Annotated in this window: 19 protein-coding genes and 1 tRNA gene; 9 read left to right on the top strand and 11 right to left on the bottom strand. The window is 40.3% G+C overall.

The genetic code is table 11. From position 1 onward, the window contains the following. The first annotated feature begins 28 nt into the window (after positions 1-28). The 3 genes from ftsZ (at position 29) to SJY45_RS09070 (ending at position 2,613) form a co-directional block, all read left to right on the top strand. Positions 29-1,990, top strand: coding sequence for a cell division protein FtsZ (gene ftsZ, locus SJY45_RS09080; protein WP_400074200.1), 1,962 nt, complete (start codon positions 29-31; stop codon positions 1,988-1,990). Positions 1,991-2,088: 98 nt separating this feature from the next. Further along, the gene (locus SJY45_RS09075) at positions 2,089-2,535 is read left to right on the top strand and encodes a GatB/YqeY domain-containing protein (protein ID WP_215441255.1); all 447 of its coding nucleotides are present in this window, start codon (positions 2,089-2,091) and stop codon (positions 2,533-2,535) included. A gap of 4 nt (positions 2,536-2,539) precedes the next feature. Next, positions 2,540-2,613: transfer RNA gene (locus SJY45_RS09070), tRNA-Arg, on the top strand. A gap of 79 nt (positions 2,614-2,692) precedes the next feature. Here SJY45_RS09070 and SJY45_RS09065 read toward each other — a convergent pair. After that, complete coding sequence (locus SJY45_RS09065) at positions 2,693-3,655, bottom strand: tRNA dihydrouridine synthase (RefSeq protein WP_400074198.1); 963 nt, start codon at positions 3,653-3,655, stop codon at positions 2,693-2,695. 226 nt (positions 3,656-3,881) lie between these two features. Here SJY45_RS09065 and SJY45_RS09060 point away from each other — a divergent pair, with 226 nt between their 5' ends. The 6 genes from SJY45_RS09060 (at position 3,882) to SJY45_RS09035 (ending at position 15,039) form a co-directional block, all read left to right on the top strand. After that, entirely contained in the window at positions 3,882-4,190 is a 309-nt protein-coding gene (locus SJY45_RS09060; protein WP_400074196.1) for a DUF6660 family protein, read from the top strand. A gap of 127 nt (positions 4,191-4,317) precedes the next feature. Beyond that, positions 4,318-8,655 carry a CusA/CzcA family heavy metal efflux RND transporter gene (locus SJY45_RS09055; RefSeq protein ID WP_400074194.1) on the top strand — a complete coding sequence of 1,446 codons (4,338 nt, stop codon included), beginning with the start codon at positions 4,318-4,320 and terminating at the stop codon, positions 8,653-8,655. Positions 8,656-8,658: 3 nt separating this feature from the next. Continuing rightward, positions 8,659-9,855 (top strand): efflux RND transporter periplasmic adaptor subunit, encoded by a 1,197-nt coding sequence (locus tag SJY45_RS09050; protein ID WP_400074192.1) that lies wholly within the window; start codon positions 8,659-8,661, stop codon positions 9,853-9,855. Positions 9,856-9,997: 142 nt separating this feature from the next. Beyond that, positions 9,998-11,992, top strand: a complete 1,995-nt coding sequence (locus SJY45_RS09045) for a heavy metal translocating P-type ATPase (RefSeq protein ID WP_400074190.1) — start codon at positions 9,998-10,000, stop codon at positions 11,990-11,992. 134 nt (positions 11,993-12,126) lie between these two features. Further along, positions 12,127-14,508, top strand: a complete 2,382-nt coding sequence (locus SJY45_RS09040) for a TonB-dependent receptor domain-containing protein (RefSeq protein ID WP_400074189.1) — start codon at positions 12,127-12,129, stop codon at positions 14,506-14,508. Positions 14,509-14,529: 21 nt separating this feature from the next. Beyond that, positions 14,530-15,039 carry a PepSY domain-containing protein gene (locus SJY45_RS09035; protein WP_215441266.1) on the top strand — a complete coding sequence of 170 codons (510 nt, stop codon included), beginning with the start codon at positions 14,530-14,532 and terminating at the stop codon, positions 15,037-15,039. Here the strand turns inward: SJY45_RS09035 and SJY45_RS09030 are convergent, their stop codons facing one another. The 10 genes from SJY45_RS09030 to SJY45_RS08985 form a co-directional block, all read right to left on the bottom strand. Further along, positions 15,040-15,684: a response regulator transcription factor gene (locus tag SJY45_RS09030; RefSeq protein WP_215441268.1), complete on the bottom strand. Its 645-nt coding sequence runs from the start codon at positions 15,682-15,684 to the stop codon at positions 15,040-15,042. Beyond that, the gene (locus tag SJY45_RS09025; protein WP_400074187.1) at positions 15,674-17,608 is read right to left on the bottom strand and encodes an ATP-binding protein; all 1,935 of its coding nucleotides are present in this window, start codon (positions 17,606-17,608) and stop codon (positions 15,674-15,676) included. Before SJY45_RS09025 ends, SJY45_RS09030 begins: the two co-directional genes overlap by 11 nt. A gap of 64 nt (positions 17,609-17,672) precedes the next feature. Beyond that, positions 17,673-18,167 (bottom strand): hypothetical protein, encoded by a 495-nt coding sequence (locus tag SJY45_RS09020; protein ID WP_400074185.1) that lies wholly within the window; start codon positions 18,165-18,167, stop codon positions 17,673-17,675. A gap of 101 nt (positions 18,168-18,268) precedes the next feature. Then, positions 18,269-19,249 (bottom strand): YpdA family putative bacillithiol disulfide reductase, encoded by a 981-nt coding sequence (locus SJY45_RS09015; protein WP_400074183.1) that lies wholly within the window; start codon positions 19,247-19,249, stop codon positions 18,269-18,271. Further along, positions 19,228-19,908, bottom strand: a complete 681-nt coding sequence (gene rpe, locus SJY45_RS09010) for a ribulose-phosphate 3-epimerase (RefSeq protein WP_215441274.1) — start codon at positions 19,906-19,908, stop codon at positions 19,228-19,230. The genes SJY45_RS09015 and rpe overlap by 22 nt, the downstream gene beginning before the upstream one ends. A 97-nt stretch (positions 19,909-20,005) precedes the next feature. Further along, the gene (locus SJY45_RS09005) at positions 20,006-21,025 is read right to left on the bottom strand and encodes an adenosine deaminase (RefSeq protein WP_400074181.1); all 1,020 of its coding nucleotides are present in this window, start codon (positions 21,023-21,025) and stop codon (positions 20,006-20,008) included. A 126-nt stretch (positions 21,026-21,151) separates the two neighbouring features. After that, positions 21,152-21,604 carry a tRNA (cytidine(34)-2'-O)-methyltransferase gene (locus tag SJY45_RS09000; RefSeq protein ID WP_400074179.1) on the bottom strand — a complete coding sequence of 151 codons (453 nt, stop codon included), beginning with the start codon at positions 21,602-21,604 and terminating at the stop codon, positions 21,152-21,154. A gap of 8 nt (positions 21,605-21,612) precedes the next feature. Continuing rightward, positions 21,613-21,852, bottom strand: a complete 240-nt coding sequence (locus SJY45_RS08995) for a VF530 family DNA-binding protein (RefSeq protein ID WP_400074325.1) — start codon at positions 21,850-21,852, stop codon at positions 21,613-21,615. Positions 21,853-22,338: 486 nt separating this feature from the next. Next, positions 22,339-23,202, bottom strand: coding sequence for an RNA polymerase sigma factor RpoD/SigA (locus SJY45_RS08990; protein ID WP_215441282.1), 864 nt, complete (start codon positions 23,200-23,202; stop codon positions 22,339-22,341). 164 nt (positions 23,203-23,366) lie between these two features. After that, the gene (locus SJY45_RS08985; RefSeq protein ID WP_215441284.1) at positions 23,367-25,598 is read right to left on the bottom strand and encodes a polyribonucleotide nucleotidyltransferase; all 2,232 of its coding nucleotides are present in this window, start codon (positions 25,596-25,598) and stop codon (positions 23,367-23,369) included. Positions 25,599-25,694: the final 96 nt, after the last annotated feature.

The raw sequence follows: 25,694 nt of genomic DNA, 5'->3' as shown, positions 1-25,694 counted from the left end.
ACACATTAACCAGTAATAAAAATACACTATGAACAACAACACGGAATTTGATGGAATATCCTTTGATCTTCCAAAGAATCAAAGCAATGTAATTAAAGTAATCGGCGTAGGGGGCGGTGGTAGCAATGCGATCAACCACATGTTTCAGTCGGGCATCAATGGCGTAGATTTCGTAATTTGTAATACGGATTCCCAAGCCTTGAACAATAGTTCTGTGCCAACAAAAATACAACTAGGTGTTTCACTAACAGAAGGATTGGGTGCTGGTGCCAACCCTGAGGTGGGTGAACAGGCCGCTTTGGAAAGTATGGAAGAAATCAAGCAGATGCTTGCCACTACTACCAAAATGATATTTATTACCGCTGGTATGGGTGGTGGTACCGGTACAGGTGCTGCTCCTGTAATAGCTAAACAAGCCAAAGAATTGGACGTGCTTACCGTGGGCATCGTTACCATGCCTTTTGAGTTTGAAGGTAAAATGCGTTGCGAACAAGCGCGTATAGGTATTGAAAAATTACGTGCCAATGTAGATTCATTGATCGTAATCAATAACAACAAACTTCGTGAAGTATATGGTAACCTAGGTTTTAAAGCCGGTTTCTCTAAAGCGGATGAAGTATTATCTACAGCTGCTAGAGGTATTGCAGAAGTAATTACGCATCACTATACACAGAATATTGACCTTAGGGATGCCAAGACCGTACTTTCCAATAGTGGTACGGCCATTATGGGGTCTGCTCAGGCAACAGGTTCTGCAAGGGCGCATGAGGCCATTACAAAAGCGTTGGATTCTCCATTGTTGAACGATAACAAAATCAGTGGGGCCAAGAACGTATTGTTGCTTATTGTTTCCGGTTCTCAAGAAATTACTATTGATGAAATTGGTGAAATTAATGACTACATTCAAGTAGAAGCAGGTCATGGCGCTAACATCATCATGGGTGTAGGTGAAGATGAAGATTTAGGAGAGGCTATTGCCGTAACCATTATTGCAACGGGTTTTGATGTAGATCAGCAAGATGAAATTGTAAATACCGAAACTAAAAAAATCATTCACACGTTGGAAGATGAGCAACGTGCCCAGCATGATTTAATGGCAAGAAAGAACGTAGTTCACCAATTGCCAATTGAAAAAGTAAAGGAAGAACCCCCGGTGATCAAGCACACTCTTGAAGAAGATGCGCCAGAGGAGCCGGGCATGGATTTAATAGAGACTACTAGTTATATTAAAAACTTCAACGTTTTTTATGAAGAAGTTTTAGAAGAAGTGGCAGAGGTAAACACTTCTGAAGACGATTTTGTAATCGTTAATGCCCAAGATGCTATCAATGATATTGAGGTCATAGACCCAATGACAGTATCTTATGATAAACTTAAGGAAGAGCAGATTACCATGAGTTTTGATATGCCTTTCACTCAAAAAGATGAAGTGGAAGACGAAGCACAAGATAATGTTATTACTTTTAGTCTGGATGATGATGTTAAGGATATAGACGTTAACAGTCACGTAGAAGTTATTCCTGTTCTTGAATATAACGAGGAAGGCGAAAAGCGTTATAGTTTGGACGACTATATGGAAATGGAGGAAAAGCTTACCAACGCCAAACCGGCACCAAAGCCTACTCCAAGACCGCAACAACCTAAACCAGTGGTTAGGGAAGAGCCTAAAATGGAAGTAAAGCGTGTTGAAACACCTCAAAGTGAAGCACCGGCAGAGGTAGACCCAATGAACAGCCCAATTGATGATCTTTTAAGGGAGAGAGCGGATGAGCGAAGAAGAAAGTTAAAGGACTTCAATTATAAGTTTCAAAACAGTGTAAGCAGCATTGACGAAATTGAAAAGGAGCCGGCTTACAAACGTCAGGGTATTGATTTAAGCGATGCTAGAAGAGAAGAGAGCAAGGTTTCAAGAACTACGTTGGGAGAGGATAGCAACGATGAAATTAGGTTACGTTCCAACAATTCTTTTTTACACGATAATGTAGATTAGATATTTTAAAATAAACTAACTAACTCAAGCTTAAACCCGAAAAAATTAATTTTTTTTCGGGTTTATTTTTTATCTTCGCAGTCCTAAATAAAAAAGGGATGGGCTTACAACAAAAGGTGATGGAGCAGATGAAAGCGGCAATGAAAGCAAAGGATAGTGTTGCTTTGGAATCACTTCGCGCTATAAAATCGGCCCTGCTTATGGCACAGACCAGTGGTACGGACAAGGAGATGACAGAGGAAGATGAAATTCAGCTGGTTCAAAAACTTGTAAAGCAACGTAAGGACAGTGCGGCTATTTTTACGGAACAGGGAAGAGCAGATCTTGCTGAACCGGAATTGGCACAGATTGCGGTAATCGAACAGTTTTTACCGGAACAGCTTACGGAAGAAGAAATTGAAAAAGTAGTAGTGCAGACCATAGATGCAACAGGAGCATCTGGCATGAAAGATATGGGCAAGGTTATGGGCATAGTGTCCAAAGAACTGGCCGGACAGGCAGATGGCAAAACCATATCTGCCATAGTAAAACAGAAATTAGCATAAAATTGGCCTCGTGGCGCAACTGAATAGCGCATCAGATTTCGGCTCTGAGGGTTGCAGGTTTGAATCCTGCCGGGGTCACAATTTTATTCAAAGCTCTTTAAACATTAGTTTTAAAGAGCTTTTTTATTAGGTGTATTTCGGTTCTTGTTCGGAGTTCCTAAGCTGTTGTCATTCTTTTTTGGGTAGCTATAATTTCCCCTACAGCTTGTTTGTATTTCATAGGGTTTCCTGCTTTTTTTATGGCCTTGTATACTTTTTGGGGGTTGTGTGTAGATTGTGAAAAGAATTCCCAGAAGCCAAGCATTTTCATTTTAATTGGGGTAGGTCCTGACAGCATAGCATCATACTGTTGGTAAATAGTGTCATGGAATTCTTTAAAGATGTCCCATCGTTTGGCAGGGTATTCCGTGGTGTCCGCTTTGATCATACTGGGCAGGAATGGGTCGGCTATAAGCCCGCGGCCTATCATAAAATGTTCAATTGAAGGAAAGCGCTCTCTCATGGCTTTGAATTGTGCTACCGTGGTAATATCGCCATTATAGTATAAAGTGTGCTTGGCAACGTCTATGCATTTCTGAAAAGCTTCTAGGTCTACACCGCCTTTGTACAATTGTTTTCCAAGACGTGCATGTATCGCTACGTTCTTTAGCGGGTATTTTTCAAGAATGGGGAAGGCATCTAGAATTTCGGTACTGTTTTCATACCCTAGACGCATTTTCATAGATATGGTTACATTGGTCTCACTATGTGCACGATCTAAAATATGATCTATTTTTTCGGTATTACAAATAAGTCCTGATCCCATGCCGCTGTTCGTAACCATAGGGTATGGACAGCCTAAATTCCAATTAAGCTCGGTATACCCTAAGGACTCAATGTACTTGATCACGAATAGGAAGTGCTCCACATCTGCGGTCATTACCTGGGGAATCAATTCTAAGCTGGTATTCACCTCCGGGTTTAAATCGCGTTGGTATGACCCTTTAATAATCATTTTTCTATTGAACCTAATGTAAGGGGCGTAAAAGGTATCTATACCGCCAAAGAACTTTTGCTGTGCATTACGGAACGTGGCATCTGTAAAACCTTGCAAAGGTGAGGAAAGAAGTGAATAGGACATGAATTGGTTTTGAGCCCGCAAAGATAAATGAATATGAGAAGTAACCCTAACGGTAAATAGGGAGTGTAATTTTTGGTGTTTTAAGGATTCATGGATTTCTAAAACGTATTGGATAATAGAAATCTATCCAAGAGTCTGTCGTAAATTACTGGGCGCGGACTAGATTACTGCCAAATTAACGGTTTTGAGTATCAGTCACCGATCAAAATCTTTCTATCTTTGTATTGTGAGATTATTCGCCATCATATTATCCGTTTACTTCTTGGCACTTAACGTTGTGCCTTGTAGTGATGAAGGTTCCGTTACTGAAGATCAGGTTACGGTATCTGTTGATAATGGTATGGATCACGGACATGAATCTGGTGATTTGTGTTCTCCTTTCTGCATGTGTCATTGTTGCCATACACATACGGTAAATTTTGAAATACGAACATTTGAGCCTTTTCAATCACTAATTTCCCAAGAGGAATTGGCGCATTTTGATAGTCTTGGTAAAGATGTTGTTCTAGACCTTCTGCAACCTCCCAGGGCATAATTTAGTTTTTTATAGGATACCTATATCCCGTTGTAATGAATCCGTTTCGGGTTTCATTACCCTAGTTTTTGTTGTGTTTATAGCATGGCTGAAAGAGACATTGTCTAACTGAATTATAGCAATCCATATGATCAATAGAATCATTGATTTTTCAATCCATAATAAATTTATTGTGGGTCTATTTACGCTCGCACTCATAGGTGCCGGTGTTTGGAGCATGACCCAAGTGCCCATAGATGCGGTACCTGATATTACCAATAATCAGGTGCAGGTCATTACGCAGTCGCCCAATTTGGGTACGGAAGATATAGAACAATTCGTGACCTATCCTGTAGAGGTGGCCATGAGTAATTTGCCCAATGTAGAGGAAATACGCTCCGTTTCCCGATTTGGACTTTCCGTAGTAACCATAGTTTTTAATGATAAAGTAGGAACCTATCTCCCTAGGCAGCTGGTAGCAGAAAAACTACCCGAAGTACAGGAACAAATTCCCGCAGGTTTTGGTAAACCTTTCATAGGGCCAATTTCCACAGGGCTTAGTGAAATTTATCAATATGTACTGGAAGTAGATGCCGCACATAAAGACAAGTATTCCATAACGGATCTGCGTACGTTTCAAGATTGGATCATCCGCAGACAAATGGCCATGGTACCCGGTGTGGTAGAGGTAAATGCCTTTGGCGGTAATCAAAAACAATATGAGGTAACAGTTGACCCGGATGAGCTTCGGGCCATAGGTATAAGTATTTCTGAGGTATTTAGAGCATTGGAAAGGAATAACCAGAATACAGGTGGTGCTTATATTGAGCGTAATCATCAGGCCAATTTCATTAGAGGCGAAGGTCTGGCCAGAAGCATTTCGGATATTGAGAATATGGTAGTTAAATCCGTTAACGGAGTGCCCATTAAAATAAAGGATATAGGAACGGTTCATATGGGTAGTGCCGTTCGTTATGGGGCACTAACCAAAGATGGTACCGGAGAAGCGGTAGGAGGCATGATTTTAATGTTAAAGGGAGCTAATTCTAATGAGGTAATCGAGAATGTTATCCAACGGATGGAACAGATTCAGCATTCCTTACCAGAAGGTGTCAAAATAAAACCATTTCTTGACCGTAGCGAGCTGATTGCGGAGACCACTGGAACGGTAAGGAACAACCTTTTAGAAGGTGGTTTAATCGTAATTTTTGTGTTAGTTCTTTTATTGGGCAATTGGCGTGGCGGTCTTATTGTGGCCTCTACCATTCCTTTATCGCTTTTATTCGCCTTTATTCTAATGAATTTTTTTGATGTCTGGGCAAACCTCATGAGTCTGGGTGCTATAGACTTTGGAATTATTGTGGATGGTGCAGTAATTATTGTTGAGGGAACGGTCTTTCTAATGTATTCCTACGTAGTAAAAAAGAAAACCGTTACTGCGGAAACGCGCGATGAAATTTCAGCCAATGCTTCAAAAAAGATGATGAATGCCGCATTTTTTGGACAGTTGATAATTCTCATTGTATTCCTGCCCATCTTGGCTTTGGAAGGGGTAGAAGGAAAAATGTTCCGGCCCATGGCATTCACCTTTATTTTTGCCATGATCGGGGCCATGATTTTGTGTCTCACATATGTGCCTATGATTTCGGCATGGTTCTTAAGAGCTCCTAAATCTCAAAAACCATCTTACGGAGACCGGTTTGTTCATGGGGTAGAAAGGGCTTACGAGCCTCTGTTGTTAAAATCGTTGACAAAGTCCAGATTGATTATTACTAGTGCGGTGGTACTCTTTCTTTTGGCGGTATTCACTTTTACCCGCATGGGCGGCGAATTTATTCCGCAACTGGATGAAGGTGATATTGCTTTTCATGCCATTTTAAAACCGGGTAGTTCCTTGTCCGAGAGTATTGAAACCACTACAAAAATAGAACAAATAGTAAAGGCTAAGTTTCCTGAGGTTGAACGTGTCATAAGCAGGATCGGTGTTGCAGATGTTCCCACAGACCCCATGCCTATGGACATTGCGGACATTTTTGCCATTTTGAAACCGCAAACTGAATGGGAGTCCGGCCGAAGCAAAGCAGAATTAATACAAGAAATCAAAGAAGCTATTAGTATTCTGCCAGGAGTGAATTATGAATTTACCCAACCCATAGAAATGCGTTTTAATGAACTGATTACGGGAGTTCGTGAAGATGTGGCCATTAAGATTTTTGGTGAGGATATGGAGGTGTTGGCCAGTAAGGCCGATGAAATGGGAAAACTTATTGCCAACATTCCCGGTGTGGCAGATATGAAGGTCGAAGCCACAAACGGGCTGCCACAAATTACAATTCATTATAACCGAAGCAAATTGGCCCAATACGGGGTTAGCGTCAATCAGCTAAATAGTTTAATCCAAGCGGCATTTGCAGGCGGCAAGGCAGGTGTGATTTTTGAAGGCGAAAAGCGGTTTGATTTAGTAGTGCGCATGCATGAAGAAAACCGGAACAGTATTGAAGATGTTCAAAATCTGTTCGTGAACTTGGATGATGGCTCTCAGATTCCCCTTCGTGAATTGGCGACCATCAGTTATGAACCGGGCCCAATGCAGATAAGTAGGGACAACACCAACCGCAGAACGTATGTGGGAATTAATATTAGGGATAGAGATGTGAAATCTGTTGTTGAGGATATACAAGCAAAGCTAGATGCGGAATTTAAATTGCCTGCGGGTTATTTTATACGGTACGGGGGCGCTTTTGAAAATTTGGAAAGGGCAAGTGCAAAATTGCAAGTGGTGGTCCCTATTGCGTTACTGCTCATTTTTATCCTGATTTATTTTGCTTTGCAATCGCTTCCTCAGACCATTATGATTTACTTGGCAATTCCTATGGCGACTATTGGCGGGGTTTTTGCCCTTTGGTTACGGGATATGCCCTTTAGTATTTCGGCCGGTGTGGGTTTTATTGTGCTTTTTGGAGTGGCAGTTCTAAACGGATTGGTCATGATATCCGGATTGAACGAGTTGAAGGAAGAAGGAGTTACTAATTTAAAAGACCGGATTGTTCAAGGCACAAAAAGACGTATTCGTCCTATCATGCTAACGGCCTTTACAGATATTTTAGGCTTCCTGCCCATGGCCATTTCAGCTTCGGCGGGTGCGGAAGTGCAGCGCCCTCTGGCAACAGTGGTTATTGGTGGTTTGTTGACGTCTACTTTATTAACGCTATTTATTCTTCCTGTTTTTTATCAATGGGTAGAAAATAGGGAAGAGCGAAAGTTAAGATTGAATCCATCGTTAAAACCGGCCGTTCTTGTTATTGGTTTTATGGCGATGACATTCAATGGATTGGCCCAAGAAACGGAAGCTTCTTTACCTGTTATCTCCTTGGATAAAGCGGTAGAGACCGCCAAACAAAATTTTCCATTACTGAAATCAGAACAATTGGAAATAGAAAGACAATCTGTGCAAAAGGCCGAAATCTATGATTTGGGAACTACACAGGTGTTTAGCGGAGGTGAGGAAATTTCCGATGACCGTGGGGTGTATACTTTGGTAGGTCTGGGCCAACAAAAGATAGACCTATTTGGGATTGGGGCGAAGAAAAAATTGTACCAACAACGGGTTGCTCTGGCAAAAGCGGCATATAACCTATCCCAACTTCAGGTTGAGCAGGAGGTCAAGAAAGCTTGGGCAAAGGCCTATAAGGCGAAGAAAGGATACTTCTTGTATAAAAAGTTGGATTCCGTCTATGTGCAGTTCAAAAAGGCAATTAAACTTAACTATGAAGTTGAGGCTATTTCCCAATTGGAATATACTTCGGCTATAAACCAGGCTTTACAGATTAGGAACAAATACCAGCAAGCACAGGCCGATTATGATATTGCCTTGCAAAGGTTTAACCTTTGGTTGGCTTCTGAAACTTTCTATTCTGTTCCTGATGATTTGGGTAATGAGATGGACATGGTATTTGAGGTTAAACCTAATTTGAAAAATCACCCTGAATATCAATTATCGCAAAAACGTATTGACGAAGCACAGGCGGATTATAAAGCGGCAAAGGCAGAATTGTTGCCTAAATTCAATTTGCAGGGTGGTCTTCAGAAAGTGAACGGAGCGGATGGTTTTTATAGTTATCAGGCCGGCGTGTCAGTTCCATTTTTTTCGGGAACGGCACGTAGCAGGAAAAAATCGGCTAAAATCCATAGCGAAATTGAAAAGACGAAATCTGATTTTGAGCAGAAACAGCTAAGGTCCGAATATCAACAAGCGTTAGTTTCTTATCAAAAATGGAAGACGTCTTGGTCCTTCTATAAGAACGAGGCACTTCCGCTTGCCGAGCAGCAACACAAGGGGGCGCTTTTAGCCTTTAAAGAGGGCGCAGTAGATTATTTGGGCTTCACTCAGATTATTAGGGATGCCATACAAACCGAAATGGACGCGCTGGACGCGCTGGACAATTACCTAGAATCTATATACGAATTACAATACTTCAATCAATAAAACATGAAACATCCATATACATATAAAGTTTTAGCCTTCTTCCTTTTGATGCTTGCAGTTACGTCATGTGGCGAGAGCAAGACAAAAGAAAACACAGAAGAAAATCACCGGCATGAGGAATCTGAAGGTCACAAAGAGGAAGAGCAGGAAGTCATGCTTAGCCAACAGCAGTTTGAAGCTTTGCAAATGCAGACCGATACTTTGCATATGCGAAATATGAGCGGTTATGTCGAGGCAAACGGGCAATTGGAGGTACCTCCGCAGAACGAAGCTACAATAACCTCGGTGGTAGGGGCAAATGTGGTGTCCATTGAGGTTATTGAGGGCGATAAAGTTGCCAAAGGTCAAGCGGTGGCCTACTTATCGCACCCCAATATTATTCAAAAACAGACCGATTATTTGGATGCTTTTAGTAATAGTCAGTTTTTGAAAGGGGAATATGAACGACAAAAAAAGTTGTATGATGCCGGTGTAGGCAGTGGGTTGAATTTTCAGAAAGCGCAAGCCCAATATCAAGCATCGCAAGGTAGGGCTAAAGGTTTGGCAGCTCAATTACGGCAGTTGAATATAAACGCAGGCGGAGTAGAAAAAGGGACTATCTACCAGCGTGTGGCATTGCGTAGCCCTATTGAAGGCCATGTGCAAAAGGTGGAGGTAAAAACGGGACAATATGTAGACCCCCAAACGGACCTGTTTCAAGTAGTGGACACTCATCATGTGCATGCCGATCTCATGGTTTTTGAGAAGGATGTTTTTAAGATACAGGAGGGGCAGAGCGTGAAGTTCTTTGTACAATCATTAGGAGAAAAAGAGTTTACGGCAGAGATTTATTCTATTGGGAAAACCTTTGAACAAAGTCCCAAGGCCTTACACGTACATGCCGAAATAGAAAATAAGGAAGGAAACCTAATTCCCGGAATGTATATAAAAGGGAGAATCCAGATAGCCGTTAATGAGGTAAAAGCTGTTCCCGAAAGTGCTAGCGCCAAAGACGGAGATAAAACCTTTGTTTTTACTGTAGAAAAAGAGGCAGATGCGTTTCGTTTTGTTCCACATGAAGTAACTTTAGGTACTGAAGATGATGGTTGGGTGGCAGTCAATTTTTTGGCTCCAATAGCCAATAGTTCCAAGTTTGCTTTCAATAATGCATACTATTTAATGGCGGAGTTGAAAAAAGGAGAAGCGGAACATAGCCACTAAGCCAATAACATTGTTAATGAACTCGTTTCGCTCAATAATTTTTGTGTTCGAGGTCCTTATTTTACGGGTAGTCGTGTTTATTTAGGGTACGTGCCGCTCGGGTGAAGGAGTGTATTTAAGAATTTACAATTTTGGAAAAATCATGAAAAAGAAGAAGGTCAACCTTCAGGATATAGATACTCATCAACATTCAGATGAAGCTGCTAATGGCGATTGTGATAGTTGTTGTGGAAGTGGTGAAAGTGAAAAGCCCACTAAGTTTTCTCCATATCTTCCAGCTGGTATTAGCTTTGTTTTATTGGTGTCAGGCATTGCTCTAGATGTTTTTAACGTGCCTTTCTTTACCGATTGGGTGCGTATAGTTTGGTACGGTATTGCTTATGTGCCCGTGGGGCTTCCAGTAATGAAACAGGGCTGGAAGAGTATTGTGAACGGAGATTTTTTTACCGAGTTTCTATTGATGACCATTGCAACGGTTGGTGCTTTCGCTATAGAGGAATATCCGGAAGGTGTGGCGGTGATGCTTTTTTATGCGGTGGGAGAACTGTTTCAACATTCCGCGGTAACAAAGGCTAGAGGAAATATTAAGGCGTTATTGGATGTGAGGCCTAAATCGGCTATGGTTCTTCGTGATGGTATTTTTGTTTCAGTAGCTCCGGAGGCTGTAGAAATTGGCGAGCATATTCAAGTTCTCGTGGGTGAAAAAGTTCCGTTAGACGGTAAATTGTTGTCGGCTAGGGCCAGTTTGAATACGGCGGCAATTTCCGGGGAAAGTAAACCATCAAGTATAGTTGAGACCGAGAAAGTATTTGCAGGAAGCATCAATCTGGATGGTGTTATTGAAGTTGAAGTTACTAAAGAATTTAAGGATAGTTCCATTGCCCGTATTTTGGATATGGTCCAGAATGCCACTGCCCGCAAATCAAAAACAGAACTTTTCATCCGGAAGTTTGCTAGAATTTATACTCCAATTGTGGTTTTCTTGGCTATTGGTGTAACCCTGCTACCTTACTTTTTTGTGGAGGAATATATCTTTAGGGATTGGCTGTACCGTGCTCTAATTTTCTTGGTAATTTCTTGTCCCTGTGCCTTGGTAATTTCTATTCCTTTAGGATATTTTGGGGGACTGGGGGCTGCTTCCCGCAACGGTATTTTGTTCAAAGGCGCTTCTTTTCTGGATACCATTACCAAAGTCAACACTTTGGCTATGGACAAAACGGGAACTGTAACTAAGGGCGTGTTCCAAATTAAGGAAATTGTTTTACAGGCTAATGCTCAGGAATCTGGTGCGTCCTTAACCGAAAAAGATTTTATGGAGTATCTCATGGCCATTGAAGCACAATCTACCCATCCCATAGCAAAGGCCATTCTGGAGTATAAGGAGGAAGGAGCAACCAGTAAAGCAAAAGATGTATTTGAAATTGCTGGTAAAGGCTTAGCAGGTACGGTAGCCGGTAAATCCGTTTTAGCTGGAAATAGGGCACTAATGGTTGCTAATGGAATATCAGTTCCAAAAGAGACGGAGGATGTTGTAGAAAGTGTAGTAATGGTTGCTGTTGATAGAAAGTTTGTGGGTTATGTTGTTATTTCCGATGCACTTAAAGAGGGTGCTAGGGCTGCTGTTGAGCGTATACGGAAAACTGGAGTGTCAAAAATTGTAATGTTGTCCGGAGATAAGGATGCCATTACGCAAAAAGTGGCAAACGAACTGCACGTAGATTGGGCAAAGGGCGGACTTCTACCAGAGGATAAACTCAACGAAGTTGAAAACCTAAAACGTGTCTCCGGAACAAAAGTGGCTTTTATTGGTGATGGAATAAACGATGCTCCGGTATTGGCCGCAAGCGATGTTGGTATTGCTATGGGCGGTTTGGGCAGTGATGTGGCCATTGAGACCGCAGATATTATCATTCAGACCGATGAGCCGGCCAAAGTAGCACAGGCCATAAAAATAGGGAAGTCTACCAGAAAAATAGTCTGGCAGAATATTGGTCTTGCATTTGGGGTCAAAGCCTTGGTTATGATTCTCGGTGCTGGTGGTATGGCTACCATGTGGGAAGCTGTTTTTGCAGATGTAGGGGTGGCATTATTGGCAATTTTAAATGCAGTTCGTTTACAGAACATGAAATGGGATTAGAGATATGGTTCAAATTCTTGATATTCATTGTGTTTATCAGGCTCATGCGATATTGTTAAAATTGTTAAATAGCAGTTTCTAAGTTTCGTTGGATGATTTTTTTGCGCATTTTTATGTTCCAAACAACTTAGACCATGAATTTGAAAATTACCCGCACATTTTTTGTGTTCGCTTGTATCGTAATGATTTCGGAATGGGGCTTGTCCCAAAACGGAGAAACGGAGATTACCGGTACGGTAGTGGAAACAGGAAGCAAACAACCGGTGGCATTTGCCACGATACTTATAGGGGAAAAGGCTACTCAAAAAGGAATTACCGGCACCACTACTTTAGATGATGGTAGTTTTAGTATAAAGACAGATGCTCAGGACTTTTTCGTAGAAATTAGTTTTATCGGCTTTGAGAAGAAGCGTTTTGATAATCTCGTGCCCGCCAACGGAAAAATTGAGCTAGGTGTGGTTCAATTAAATCAAGACGCCCAACAACTTTCCGAAGTGGTAGTAGAGGGCGAGGTTTCTAGAACACAGTTTAAGTTGGATAAACGTGTATTCAACGTAGGTAAGGATATTAGTAGTACCGGGGCAAGCGCTTTAGAAGTGCTGAATAACGTGCCTTCTGTAAACGTGAACATAGAAGGCCAAATTAGCTTGCGCGGTAGCCAAGGTGTGCAAGTTTTAATTAACGGTAAACCTTCAATTCTTACGGGAGAAGGCGGGAATGCCTTGGGTACGATTACTTCGGATATGATAGAAAGGGTAGAGGTCATTACCAACCCATCCGCAAAATATGATGCAGAGGGTACATCCGGAATTATCAACATCGTCATAAAGAAAGAAGAACGCGAGGGGCTTAATGGCTCTATTAGCTTAAATACAGGTTCGCCGGACAATCATAGTTTTGGATTAAGTCTCAATCGCCGCACGGAACGTTTTAATTTGTTCAGTCAGTTGGGTGCAGGATATAGGGAGTTGCCTAACGATGTAGAGAATATTAACCGGAATTTGGTTGACGGTACAGCTATTTCTTCAGTAGGTGAGGAGTTTAGAAACGAGGAATTTTATAATGTTATCCTTGGTACGGATTATTACATTAACGAGAATAATGTAGTAACGCTTTCGGGGAATTTTGCCTATGAAATAGAGGACCAGCCATCCAATACAAATTTTAAGTCATTTGATGCCGGCAACCAATTGGTCTCCGAATGGGAACGTACAGAAACCACCGAAGCTACCAACCCTAAGTATCAATATGAACTTCAATATAAAAGCGATTTTAAGGATCATGAAGACCATGACCTTTTATTCAGTGCTTTGGGTAATTTTTTCGGAAAAGACCAGTCTTCGGATTTTGAAGATGTTACTATTTCTGGAGAGGATAATGATGCCTTGCAGCGCACACGTACCGAGTTTAAAGAGGCCGAGTATACTTTTAAGTTAGATTACACACGTCCGTTCAGTGAAGAATGGACTATGGAAGCGGGTGGTCAATATGTTATGAACGATGTTAGCAATGATTATGAAGTAGATGATTTTGTGAACGGAGATTACCAATCCAATCCTGATTTGACCAACGTTTTTGAGTATGATCAAAAGGTGTTGGCAGCGTACGGTACTGCCGCATATGAGGGTGGAAAATGGGGTGTTAAAGCTGGTGTTAGGGCAGAGCAGACCAACCTGAATACGTTATTGAAAAACACCAACGAAAGAAACGAACAGAATTATACCAACCTTTTTCCAAGTGCACATACTTCTTACAAGTTTAACGATAAGATTTCTATGCAGGCGGGATACTCAAGAAGGGTGTATAGACCAGGCCTGTGGGATTTGAACCCTTTCTTTAATATCAGGAACAATTTTAATATCCGGCAAGGTAACCCGGATCTTCAACCGGAATTTACAGATTCGTATGAAGTGACCAGTATATATGTTTTAGGAAAAGCCTCGTTGAATTTTAGTATTTACCATCGCTACACTACAGAGGTGATAGAGAGCATTTTTACTTTTGAAGATGACGTAAAAATCAGTAAACCGGAGAACATAGGCACCAATAAAGCCACAGGTCTTGAGTTCAATGGAAAGTATAGTCCGGCTAAATGGTTTACCGTTACTACAGACTTAAACTATAACAAGTTTGTAAGGGACGGCAGTCTGGGTACACAGGTGTTCGATTTTGATGCGGATAGGTGGTCCGCTAAGCTTATGACCAAAATTAAACTGCCTGCAGATATTGATTTTGAGACAACGGGCAATTATCAAAGTAGTTATGAAACAGTGCAGGGAAAGACCAGCGAAAACGTATTCTTAGACCTTGGAGCACGTAAGAAAATTTTAAAGGGTAAGGGAGTCGTAAATTTAGGCATCAGGGATTTATTTGCTTCACGTATAGAAGAGTCCGAAACTTTTCAGGAAACTTTTTCAAGTTATAACCGGAGACAAAGAGGTAGGTTTATTACATTTGGCTTTAGCTATGGCTTTGGTAAAGGAGAGGCCATGGAATATTCTGGAAGACGAAGATAAATCAACTAACTACTTTTAAAAATGGGAAGAAAAACTGAAGAAAAAATGCGTACCTATCACAGATACCTAGGCTTTTTCCTAGCGGGTATAATGGCCATGTATGCAATTAGCGGTATTGTGTTAATTTATAGAAATACCGATTTTCTTAAGAAAGAAGTAGCTGTTGAGAAGACCATAAAGCCAAATATAAAGGCCAATGAAGTAGGTAAGGCTCTAAAAATAAAGCATTTTAAACTTCAAAAAGAAGAAGGTAATATGGTTCATTTTGAAGGAGGTACGTACGATAGTAAAACCGGGGTGGCCAATTATACCGAAAAAAAATTACCCTTCGTTTTAGACAAGATGACCAAAATACACAAGGCAACTTCTAGCCAGCCTTTATATTTTCTAAATATCTTCTTTGGGGCTGCGTTACTGTTTTTTGTGGTATCCGCTTTTTGGATGTTTCGCCCTAGTGCACCCATATTTAAGAAGGGCATTTACTTTGCTCTTGGCGGTTTGGTGCTTACCCTTATTTTGCTCTTTGTTTAATCAAGAATCCAGAAGCCCAATTTTAATGGCGTGTTTGGTGAGCCCGGCTAAATTTTTCACTTCTAATTTAGAAATGAGATTTTTGCGGTAGCTCTCTATGGTGTGTTTGCTCAGGAATAGTTCGTCCGCAATTTCTTGAGTGGTATATTCATTGGCAATGAGTTTTAACACTTCCTTTTCACGGTCCGTAAGGTGAACTTCCTCCTGTTTTTTGTTTTCGAACATAGCATCCGTGTAAGCGCGTTTAATTTCTTGTGAGAAATATTTTTCGCCCTTTACTATGGTTCGCATAGCGGTTAGGAGCTCATCTTTTTCGGCGTTTTTAGGAACATAACCGTCTACATTGTTTTGGATGAGTTTCTCGATCATACCACCATCAATATGCATACTTACGATCAATGTCTTTAAGGTGGGGTACTTTTCTTTAACGGTACGGTTAAGTTCAATACCGTCCATTTCGGGCATGCTGAGGTCTGTAATCAAAAGATGAAGGTCTTTTGTACCGTTAATATCCAGATATTTGATGACCTGTGCCCCGTTTTTGGCCGTTGTTGAAACCGAGAATTCCGGAGCGTCGTTCAATATGCTTAGTAGTCCGTCTATGAACATTTTATGATCATCGGCAATGATGAGGTTATATTTCATGAGATGAGTTTTTTAAAGGGATTTCTATAGAGATTACGCTACCCCTATTTTTAGAAGCGTCTATATGGAGCGAACCGTTCAGTTCCTTGATTCTACTGCGAATATTTTGAAACCCTATTCCTTCTTTTATTTCGGAAGCGTCAAATCCTTTTCCGTTGTCTTCAAAAAGTAAGGATAGCTCTGCGTTAAGTAGATTTAAATGTATATCTACGGTACTGGCCTGGGCATGTTTTAACGTATTGGTCATTAACTCCTGAATGACCTTATAGAGCTCCATTTGAATTTTTTCATCCAATCCGTTTACATCTACCTCCGGGTGTGGATGAAAACCTATTTTTAATTTTCCACTACGTGAAATTGATGCAATGTACTTTCTGATTAAATCCGTGAAAGCGTGTTGTTTAAATTTTTTGGGAATAAGGGTATGTGATATATCCCTTACCAGTTGATAGGTCTCGTCTAACTGACCGTTTATTTCTTTCCATTTGCCGGACTCCGATGTCATGGTAGATACCTGAAGCTTAATTCCTGCAAGATTTCCGCCAATACTATCGTGTAGCTCTTGGGCAATTCTTTTCCGTTCTTCATCTTGCCCTTCCATTGAGGCTTTGATCAAGTCCAGTTCTTGCTTTTGTTTTAAGGACGCTACTTTCTGAAGGTTTATTTCTTCTTGTTTTTTGGAAAGTTCGCTCTGGGTCTGAATTTTTTGGTAATACACATACAGCAAAGCTATTATGGGAATTAATATAATCAGGAAGCCAATTAGAAAGGCATTTTTAATGGTTTTCTGTCGTTCCAGTTCCGCGTTCTTCGCTATTTGTTCCTCCTCTAAAGAAGAAATAGCCTTTTCCTTTTCTAGGGTTTCGTATTGTATCTCCAGTTCTTTAATAATTTCTCGCTGTTGCTTGCTGTTGATTTGGTCGTTGACACCAAACAGTTGGGTCATTACGGCATAAGCATTTTTGTAGTCCTCTAATTTGGCAAAACTTCTGGCCTGTATTACTAGAGCCTCTTTTTGGAATTGTAAGTTCTCGCGGTCAATAGCGTTTATATAGGCAAAACTTAAGGCAATGTTGGCCATTTCATATTTTTCCTCTTTATAGCAGAGCTTTGCCAAGCGTAACGAGCCTTCAAAGTAAATGGCAGTAAATCCGTTTGTCAAGGCCTGGTTTCGGATGGATTCATAGTCCTGAAATGCCTTTTCATAATTTTCTTGTGCTTCCGCTAATTTGGCGAGTTCTAACTTTACGGTAAGTTCCTTTTCAAAATTTTTAAAATCCGTAGCCATGCGCAGGGCTTCATCAAACTGAGTTTTGGCCAATTCAAATTCCCCTTTTACCAAGTGTGCGTTACCCATATAGATAATTGCCTGCATGGTCAGGTCCGGAAACGTAGTTCCAAAATCTAAAATGGCTTTGGTGAGTACCTCAAGGGCTTTGTCACTTTCTGATTTTAGAATATAATTATGGGCAAGACCTATTTTGTTCTTGTACTGAAGCTCATCTGAATTGCCTGCTTCTGCATCTTGCAGGCCTTTAATATGCCATTCTATAGATTTGTCCAATAGACCGTTAAAATGGCTGCCAATGCCCAGAAAGTAATGGGCTTTGGCATAATGCAACTGTTTGTTGGTTTCCGGTTTGTCCCAGTTGCCCAATTCCTTTATATAGAGGTTGCCATAATGTAGGATAGAATCTGTATTTCCTTTTTGGATGTGTAATTCTGCTAGTTGTTCAAATACGGAGAACCGTTGACTCCCGAAATCGGCATTTTTTAAGGCTTTGTAGTAGGGTTCTAATGATGCCTCCCTGTTATTTGGAATGGTGGAAAACGTAATGCGCTGTTGCGTATTGACATTGCTAGAATCTACACTGTGTTTTTGGGCGTAGAGGTTTGGTGCACCACATAAGAGTAGTAGGCCCAATAGGTTTAAAAGGCTTAGGGCTTTTATGGTGTGAAATTTACGTTTTGTTTTCAGTAGTATGGTTTTATCCTGGTAGGTTGATCCGTTTTAAATCGTTTCCTTCCAATTCAACAACTTTTTTCTCTATATATTTTATGAGGTCAGGGCAATTGGTTTGGTAATCATCGCAAATTACGGTTTTTGATTTTCCGTTGGAGGTCAGGGTAACAATAAGTTGACTGTTACATGAAGTTTCTGAACCGTAATGGGTCTTTAGGTCCCAAAAGCCTTTTGCCTCTATTTTTTTGAAAAAACCTAAGGTTTGCAAGGTGTCTAAAAAGCTTTGACTGTTTTTGTTATAGGTAGCGGTTTCAAAATTGGACGAAATTCCCGGAATGTGGGAAATTTTATTTTTTACGATTTTGAACGAATCAAAATGAAACGCACCCCTTTGGACCAACAAAGAATAATGATTGGTATGCTCCAAGTTGGAAAGCTGGTCTCTTTTTTGGGATTTATTGTTGCAATAGATAGCTACGGATAGACAGACGAAAAGCAATTTTGGATAAATGTATTTCATTGTTCAGGTTCTTGGTTGATACAAATTTCGTGGTTTGTACTTCAGAGAACTATACCCGTAACAGTGAAATAATACCCCCTGAAAACGGGGGTATGTAAATTTTAAACTTTGCTTACCTCTATTTCTTTAAGAATGGATGTGATAATTATTTTAGCATGTATCCTTGAATTTTCTATGAACCATTTATGAGTTTCCATGCCACCACAGATTACACCGGCCAAATAAATTCCGGATACATTGGTTTCCATAGTTTCAGGGTCATATTGAGGCAATTTCTTATCATCGTCAGAGAGTGCAATTCCCATCTGGGTCAAGAAATTAAAATTGGGCATATAGCCGGTTAAAGCTAGAACAAAGTCATTATCTAGGGTTATGGCGCCTTCTGGGGTATCAATAACAATTTCATTCTGGCGCACTTCTTTTAGCGTAGAATTGTAATACGCTTTTATGCTGCCTTCTTCTATGCGGTTTATAATATCCGGTCTAACCCAATATTTTACCCGAGGCCCTACTTCATCTCCTCTTATCACCAAAGTTACTTCAGCACCTTTTCGCCAGCACTCCAAAGCAGCGTCAATAGCAGAATTACTGGCACCTACAACGGCCAGTTTTTGACTGGCGTAAAAATGTGGATCGTCATAGTAATGTGCTATTTTAGGAAGGTCCTCGCCAGGTATATTAAGCTTGTTGGGTAAATCATAAAAACCTGTGGCCACGATTACCTTGTCTGCGGTATAGCTATTCTTGCTAGATGCTATTGAAAAACCATTTTTAGTCTTTTCAACCTTATCTACCTTTTCAAAAAGCCTAATATTAAGATCGTTAGAAGTAACGATTCTCCTGTAGTATTCCAGGGCTTCGTTACGTTTGGGTTTAGCTTCGGTGCTTATAAAAGGAATGTTGTCTATTTCCAATTTTTCCGAAGAAGAAAAGAACTGCATGTTCTGCGGATAATTAAAAAGGGAATTTACAATAGGCCCCTTTTCCAAAATAACATAGCTCAATCCTCTTTTCTTGGCTTCAAGTCCGCATGCAATTCCTATAGGTCCTCCTCCTATAATTACAACTCGAAAATGCTCCATCTATCGGTAGATTTTTTAAGTTCTTGAATTGTTTTTATTGGGTCTTCGGTCTTAAAAATAAAGCTGCCCGCAACTAAAATATCGGCACCGGCCTTGATTAGGGCTTTGGCATTTTTAGAATTTACCCCGCCATCAACCTCTATTAAGGTAGAAGCATCGGACTCTTTTATCAATTCTTTAAGGTTGTAAACTTTCTCGTAAGTATTCTCAATAAAGCTTTGTCCGCCAAAACCAGGGTTTACACTCATGATAAGGGCAATGTCTATATCCTTGATAACATTTTTGAGCAGGTTAACATTGGTATGTGGGTTTAAGGCAACTCCGGCTTTCATGCCCTCGGCCTTGATGGCCTGTATAGTTCTGTGTAAATGTGTGCAGGCTTCATAATGAACGGTTAGATGTGTGGCACCCAACTCTGCAAAAGTTTTGATATAACGGTCAGGGTCAACAATCATTAAATGCACATCCAATGGTTTTGTAGCGTGCTCGGCAATAGTTTTAACCACAGGCATACCGTACGATATATTAGGTACAAAAACACCATCCATTACATCAATATGGTGCCAATCTGCATCACTATTGTTAACCATTTCTATATCACGCTGCAAGTTGCCAAAGTCGGCAGCCAAAAGGGACGGTGCAATTTTTGTTTTGCTCATTTTGTGTCAGTTAAATACAATTTATACAAAAGTAATGAATTGTGATTGTACGGGGTAACGCATATGTGCAAAAGACGTCTACTTATAAGAATAGCGGCTAATGGTTTTGTAAGTAGAGGTCAATTTCTTTAATGAACTCCTGTTTTTTCTGATCGGACAACCAACTAGCTTTAAATCCGTTTTTTGCCAATTCCGCGATTTGAGATTTAGAAAGGTTTAAGGCATTGGCTACGCCCCAGAAATTTTCGTTCATATATCCACCAAAATAGGCTGGGTCATCTGAGTGGATGGTAACCAATAGGTTGTGCTCCATCATTGTAAGCAGCGGATATTCCTTTAAATCTTGAATTACTTTAAGTTCCAAATTTGATAGAGGACAAAGGGTAAGGGGCATTTGTTCTTGGGCCAACCTCTGTAACAGCTTAGGGTCGTCCAGACAGCGATTGCCGTGGTCAATACGTGTAACCTTAAGCAAATCCAGTGCTTCCCATATATATTCGGATGGACCTTCTTCACCTGCATGGGCAACGGTTAAAAATCCTTCTTCAAGGGCCTTTTGAAAGACGTTTTTGAATTTTGAAGGCGGATTACCTACTTCAGAGGAATCTAGCCCAACCGCTACAATTTTGTCTTTATGGGGTAAAGCTTGTTCTAGAGTTTTAAAGGCCGATGCTTCATTTAGATGCCTTAAAAAACTCATAATTAACTTAAAGCTGATGCCCAGTTTTTCTTGACCATCTTCTAAAGCGTTGTAAATACCATTCAAAACGTAGTCAAAAGGAACATTACGATCAGTATGGGTCTGAGGGTCAAAAAATATTTCTACGTGCTTAACATTTTGCTCATGAACTTTTGTTAAATAGGCCCAAGTAAGATCGTAAAAATCTTCTTCTTTAAGCAATACCGATGCTCCTGCATAGTAGATATCCAAGAACTCTTGCAGGTTGTTGAAACTATATGCTTTTTTAACTTGATCTACGTTGGCATATTTGATCTTAAGGTTGTTTCTCTTTGCAATCTTAAACATGAGCTCCGGCTCAAAAGTACCCTCAATATGTAAGTGTAATTCTGTTTTGGGTAGACCTGAGATAAAGTTGTAAAGGACAGAATTTTTCATAGAGCGGTTATGTTATTATATAGAAATGAGCAGTTACCACCAATTTAAGCGTTTTTTTATAAAAATATAGGCTTTTAACAAGGTCTATTGGGGAATTATGTTTCGGTTCTCCAATGAATGTTGGTTTTACTGTAAGTGTTTCAACCCTTCATAAACTGCAATACCCACGGCATTGGCCAAATTTAGACTACGTACATGGTTGCTATAAAGCGGAATTTTATAGATATCATTTTCATACGAGGAGAGTAGGGAGGAGGGCAAACCTACCGACTCTTTGCCAAAAACAAGAAACTGCCCGTCTTCAAAAGGTATGGACCAATGATTTTCCGCGCCATGACTTGAAAATAGTGCCAAATTTTTGTTGCCGTGTTCGGATAAAAAATCTTCAAGACTTTCGTAAATACATAAATCTAAATATTGCCAATAGTCAAGACCGGCCCGTTTTACACGTTTGTCATCCAATTCAAATCCAAAAGGTTTTACAAGATGAAGTGTAGAGCCCGTTGCCAGCGCAAGTCTGCCAATATTTCCGGTATTGTTGGGTATTTCTGGTTCTACAAGAACAATATTGAAGGGCATAATCTAATCTATTTGTAAAAAGACTTCAAATATAGCTGTTCTACCTTGGTTCTTGCCCATGGTGTACGCCTTAAAAATTTAAGCGACGATTTAATGGTAGGATTACTTTTAAAACAATTAATATTTATACGGTCTGCCAATTCTTCCCAGGTATACCTTTCAGTCAACTGTTCCAAAATGTCCACTAATTTTACACCGTGTAACGGGTTGTTAGGTTGGGTGTTGGGTGTTTTTTTGTCAGGTTCCATAGGTGATTTGTTATTGTTTACTTCTGATTGTGAACTAATTACATGGGTTTTCTTTTTCCCATTGTATCCAAAATTTGTCCGTACTTCCTTTGTTTTCAAAAGTTTGATGGAAGTCTTCCAGATTTTCATATTCCGATGGTAACGGGTCAGGACAAAATCTGTAGCTAAAACTTCGTGTTCCATTGGGGTTAAATGTTCTGCAGTCGCAAGAATTAGTTTCTTCTTTATCATTAGAACAACTTAGAAGGAGAAAGGTAAAAACCCATATTAGTTTTTTCATAATTTTCATATTTAGATAATACCGCTATCAGCTTCAATATTATATATTTTCATGATTTTATAAATGAAAAAACTCCGGTAATCAGCCGGAGTTTATTCATCAATCAAAAAACGAACAGTCATGATAAACTGTTGTCAGTATTAAAATTACAATATATATGCCAAATTTCCAATTTAAGGATTATTTAACGTGTAATTTTAGGGCTCTTAGCCCAAATACGTTTTAAGGATTTTACTTCTAGAAGTGTGTTTTAATCTTCTAATAGCCTTTTCCTTAATCTGGCGAACTCTTTCTCTTGTAAGGTCAAAAGTCTCACCAATTTCTTCAAGGGTCATGGAGTGTTGTCCTGCCAAACCAAAGTACAAACGGATTACGTCTGCTTCTCTAGGTGTTAAGGTCTCCAATGCGCGCTCAATCTCGGTACGCAAAGATTCATGCAACAACTCTTTGTCCGGGTTTGGAGATTCTCCACTACGAAGTACATCATAAAGGTTAGAATCTTCACCATCGATCAATGGAGCATCCATAGATACATGACGACCGGAGTTCTTAAGTGATTGCTTTACATCCTCAACCGTCATATCCAATTCTTTTGCAATTTCCTCAGGAGAAGGCATACGTTCGTGTGCTTGCTCAAGAAAGGCAAAAGTCTTATTGATTTTATTGATCGAACCAATTTTGTTCAATGGCAAACGTACAATACGAGATTGTTCTGCCAAAGCTTGTAATATAGATTGACGAATCCACCACACGGCATAAGAAATGAACTTAAATCCTCTTGTTTCGTCAAAACGTTGTGCGGCCTTAATAAGGCCAAGGTTACCCTCGTTAATTAAATCGGGTAAAGTAAGTCCTTGGTTTTGGTACTGCTTGGCTACCGATACAACGAATCGAAGATTGGCCTTTGTGAGTTTTTCAAGAGCGACCTGATCGCCTGCCTTGATGCGTTGTGCCAATTCTACTTCTTCATCTGCTGTAATCAAGTCTACTTTGCCTATTTCTTGCAAGTACTTGTCCAAAGATGCGGTCTCCCTATTGGTGACCTGTTTTGTAATTTTAAGCTGTCTCATGTAAATAAATTAGGTTCAGTTTGCATAGACTGCATATACTTATACGTAAAAAAGCCAGAAATGTTACAAACGGGCTAAAAAAACTTTATTTTTTAGATGAGTCGCATAAAAAAGCCTCAACTTAACAAGTTGAGGCTTAAAATGTGTGTTAAACTTTAGAAGTATTAGTCTCTTCTAGGTTTACGGTCACGGTTATCTCTACCGCCACCTCGTCTATCATCTCTACCACGGCCACGATCTTTATCATTACGTGGTGGTCTTTCTACAAAACCTTCTGGCTTAGGTAATAATGCTTTTCTAGAAACTTTTTCCTTACGGGTTCTAGGGTCTATACCAAAGTATTTAACATCAAAAACATCGCCCATGTTTACTACATCGGAAACATTTTCAGTTCTTTCCCATGCCAGCTCGGATACGTGTAACAATACTTCGTTGCCTGGGGCATCAACATATTCTACAACAGCACCAAAATCTAGCATTTTGATAACTTTTACCTCGTAAGCACTACCTACTTCCGGTTTGAACATTAACGAATCGATTTTTGCCAATACAGCATCGATACCGTTTTGATCCGTACCCAAAATTTCAACGATACCTTCTTCGGTAACAGGGTCTTCATTGATGACAATGGTAGTATCCGTCTCTTTCTGAAGTTCCTGAATTACTTTTCCACCAGGTCCGATCAGGGCACCAATGAATTCGTTAGGAATAGTACGTGTAACCATTTTTGGAGAATGAGGCTTCACATCTGCATTTGGCGCAGCTATTGTGTCCGTCAATTTTCCAAGAATATGCAAACGCCCGTCTCTTGCTTGTTTCAAGGCATTCACCAAGATTTCGTAAGAAAGACCTTTTACTTTAATATCCATTTGGCAAGCGGTAATACCATCGGCAGTACCGGTTACTTTAAAGTCCATATCACCTAAGTGATCTTCATCACCTAAAATATCCGATAATACAGCGTACTTTCCAGATTCAGTATCCGTTATCAGTCCCATGGCAATACCTGAAACTGGTTTTTTTAGTTGAACACCGGCATCCATTAAAGCCATTGTACCGGAACAAACGGTAGCCATAGAAGAAGAACCGTTAGATTCCAATACTTCTGATACTACACGAACCGTATAAGGGCAATCTGCAGGAATCATTCCTTTCAATGCACGTTGTGCCAAGTTACCGTGCCCTACTTCTCTACGAGAGGTACCACGTATAGGTCTTGCCTCACCTGTTGAAAAAGGAGGGAAGTTATAATGTAAATAAAAATTCTCCTCACCTTCGTAAGATGGCATATCTATTTTATTCGAATCTCTAGATGTACCTAATGTTACGGTAGCTAATGCTTGAGTTTCCCCACGTGTAAATATGGCAGAACCGTGAGTAGATGGTAAGTAATCTACCTCACACCAGATAGGTCTGATTTCATCTGTCTTACGACCGTCTAAACGCAACCCTTCGTTTAAGGTAAGGTCACGAACGGCAGCTTTTTCAGCTTTGTTGTAGTATTTAGAAATCATACCACCAAAATCGGCTTGTTCTTCTTCGGAGAAAGAAGCTACAATTTCTTCTTTTATTTCGGAGAAGGCAGCGCTTCTTTCATGCTTGGCAGAACCTGCTTTGGCAACGGCGTACACCTTGTCGTATGCCATGTCATGAATTTTCTTGGCCAGATCTTCATCTTCTCTTTCTGGCTCATATTCACGTACGTCTTTCTTTCCGAAAGCTTCGGCCAACCTTAATTGAGCAGCACATTGTACTTTAATAGCTTCGTGTGCAAATTTGATGGCTTCGGTCATTTCTTCTTCAGAAATTTCGTCCATCTCACCTTCAACCATCATAACAGAATCAGCAGAAGCACCGATCATCATATCAATGTCAGATTCAGCTAACTGAGCTCTGGTTGGGTTTATAACGAATTCACCGTTTACACGGGCAACTCTTGCTTCCGAGATAGCACATTCAAACGGGAAATCCGACAATTGGATTGCCGCAGATGCAGCCAAACCGGCCATTGCATCTGGCATTACCTCATCATCATGAGACATTAATTGAATCATCACCTGAGTTTCAGAATGATAATCTTTTGGGAAAAGTGGACGTAAAACACGATCCACCAAACGCATAGTCAATACTTCACCATCACTAGGTCTTGCTTCTCTTTTGAAGAAACCACCTGGGTAACGTCCCGCAGCTGCAAATTTTTCGCGGTAATCTACCGTTAACGGAAGGAAGTCAACATCACTTTGTTTGTAGTTGGAAACAACGGTACACAGTAGCATACATTTTCCTGATTGAACAACAACAGAACCGTGGGCCTGTTTTGCCAATTTTCCGGTTTCGATAGAAATTTCCCTACCGTCACCAAGGTCTATGACCTCTTTAAATACTTTTGGAATCATAAATTTTAATTAAATACGCCAGCCGGCGAATTGTTAAACAATGGTCTTGTCGGCGTGTTATGGCCGAAGTTGTTGTGTTGTGTTGACCAATGAAAA

The sequence above is a fragment of the Zobellia russellii genome (assembly GCF_044597075.1).
In the GTDB taxonomy this organism is placed as follows: domain Bacteria; phylum Bacteroidota; class Bacteroidia; order Flavobacteriales; family Flavobacteriaceae; genus Zobellia; species Zobellia russellii.
This window is presented reverse-complemented; position numbering and strand designations above follow the sequence as displayed.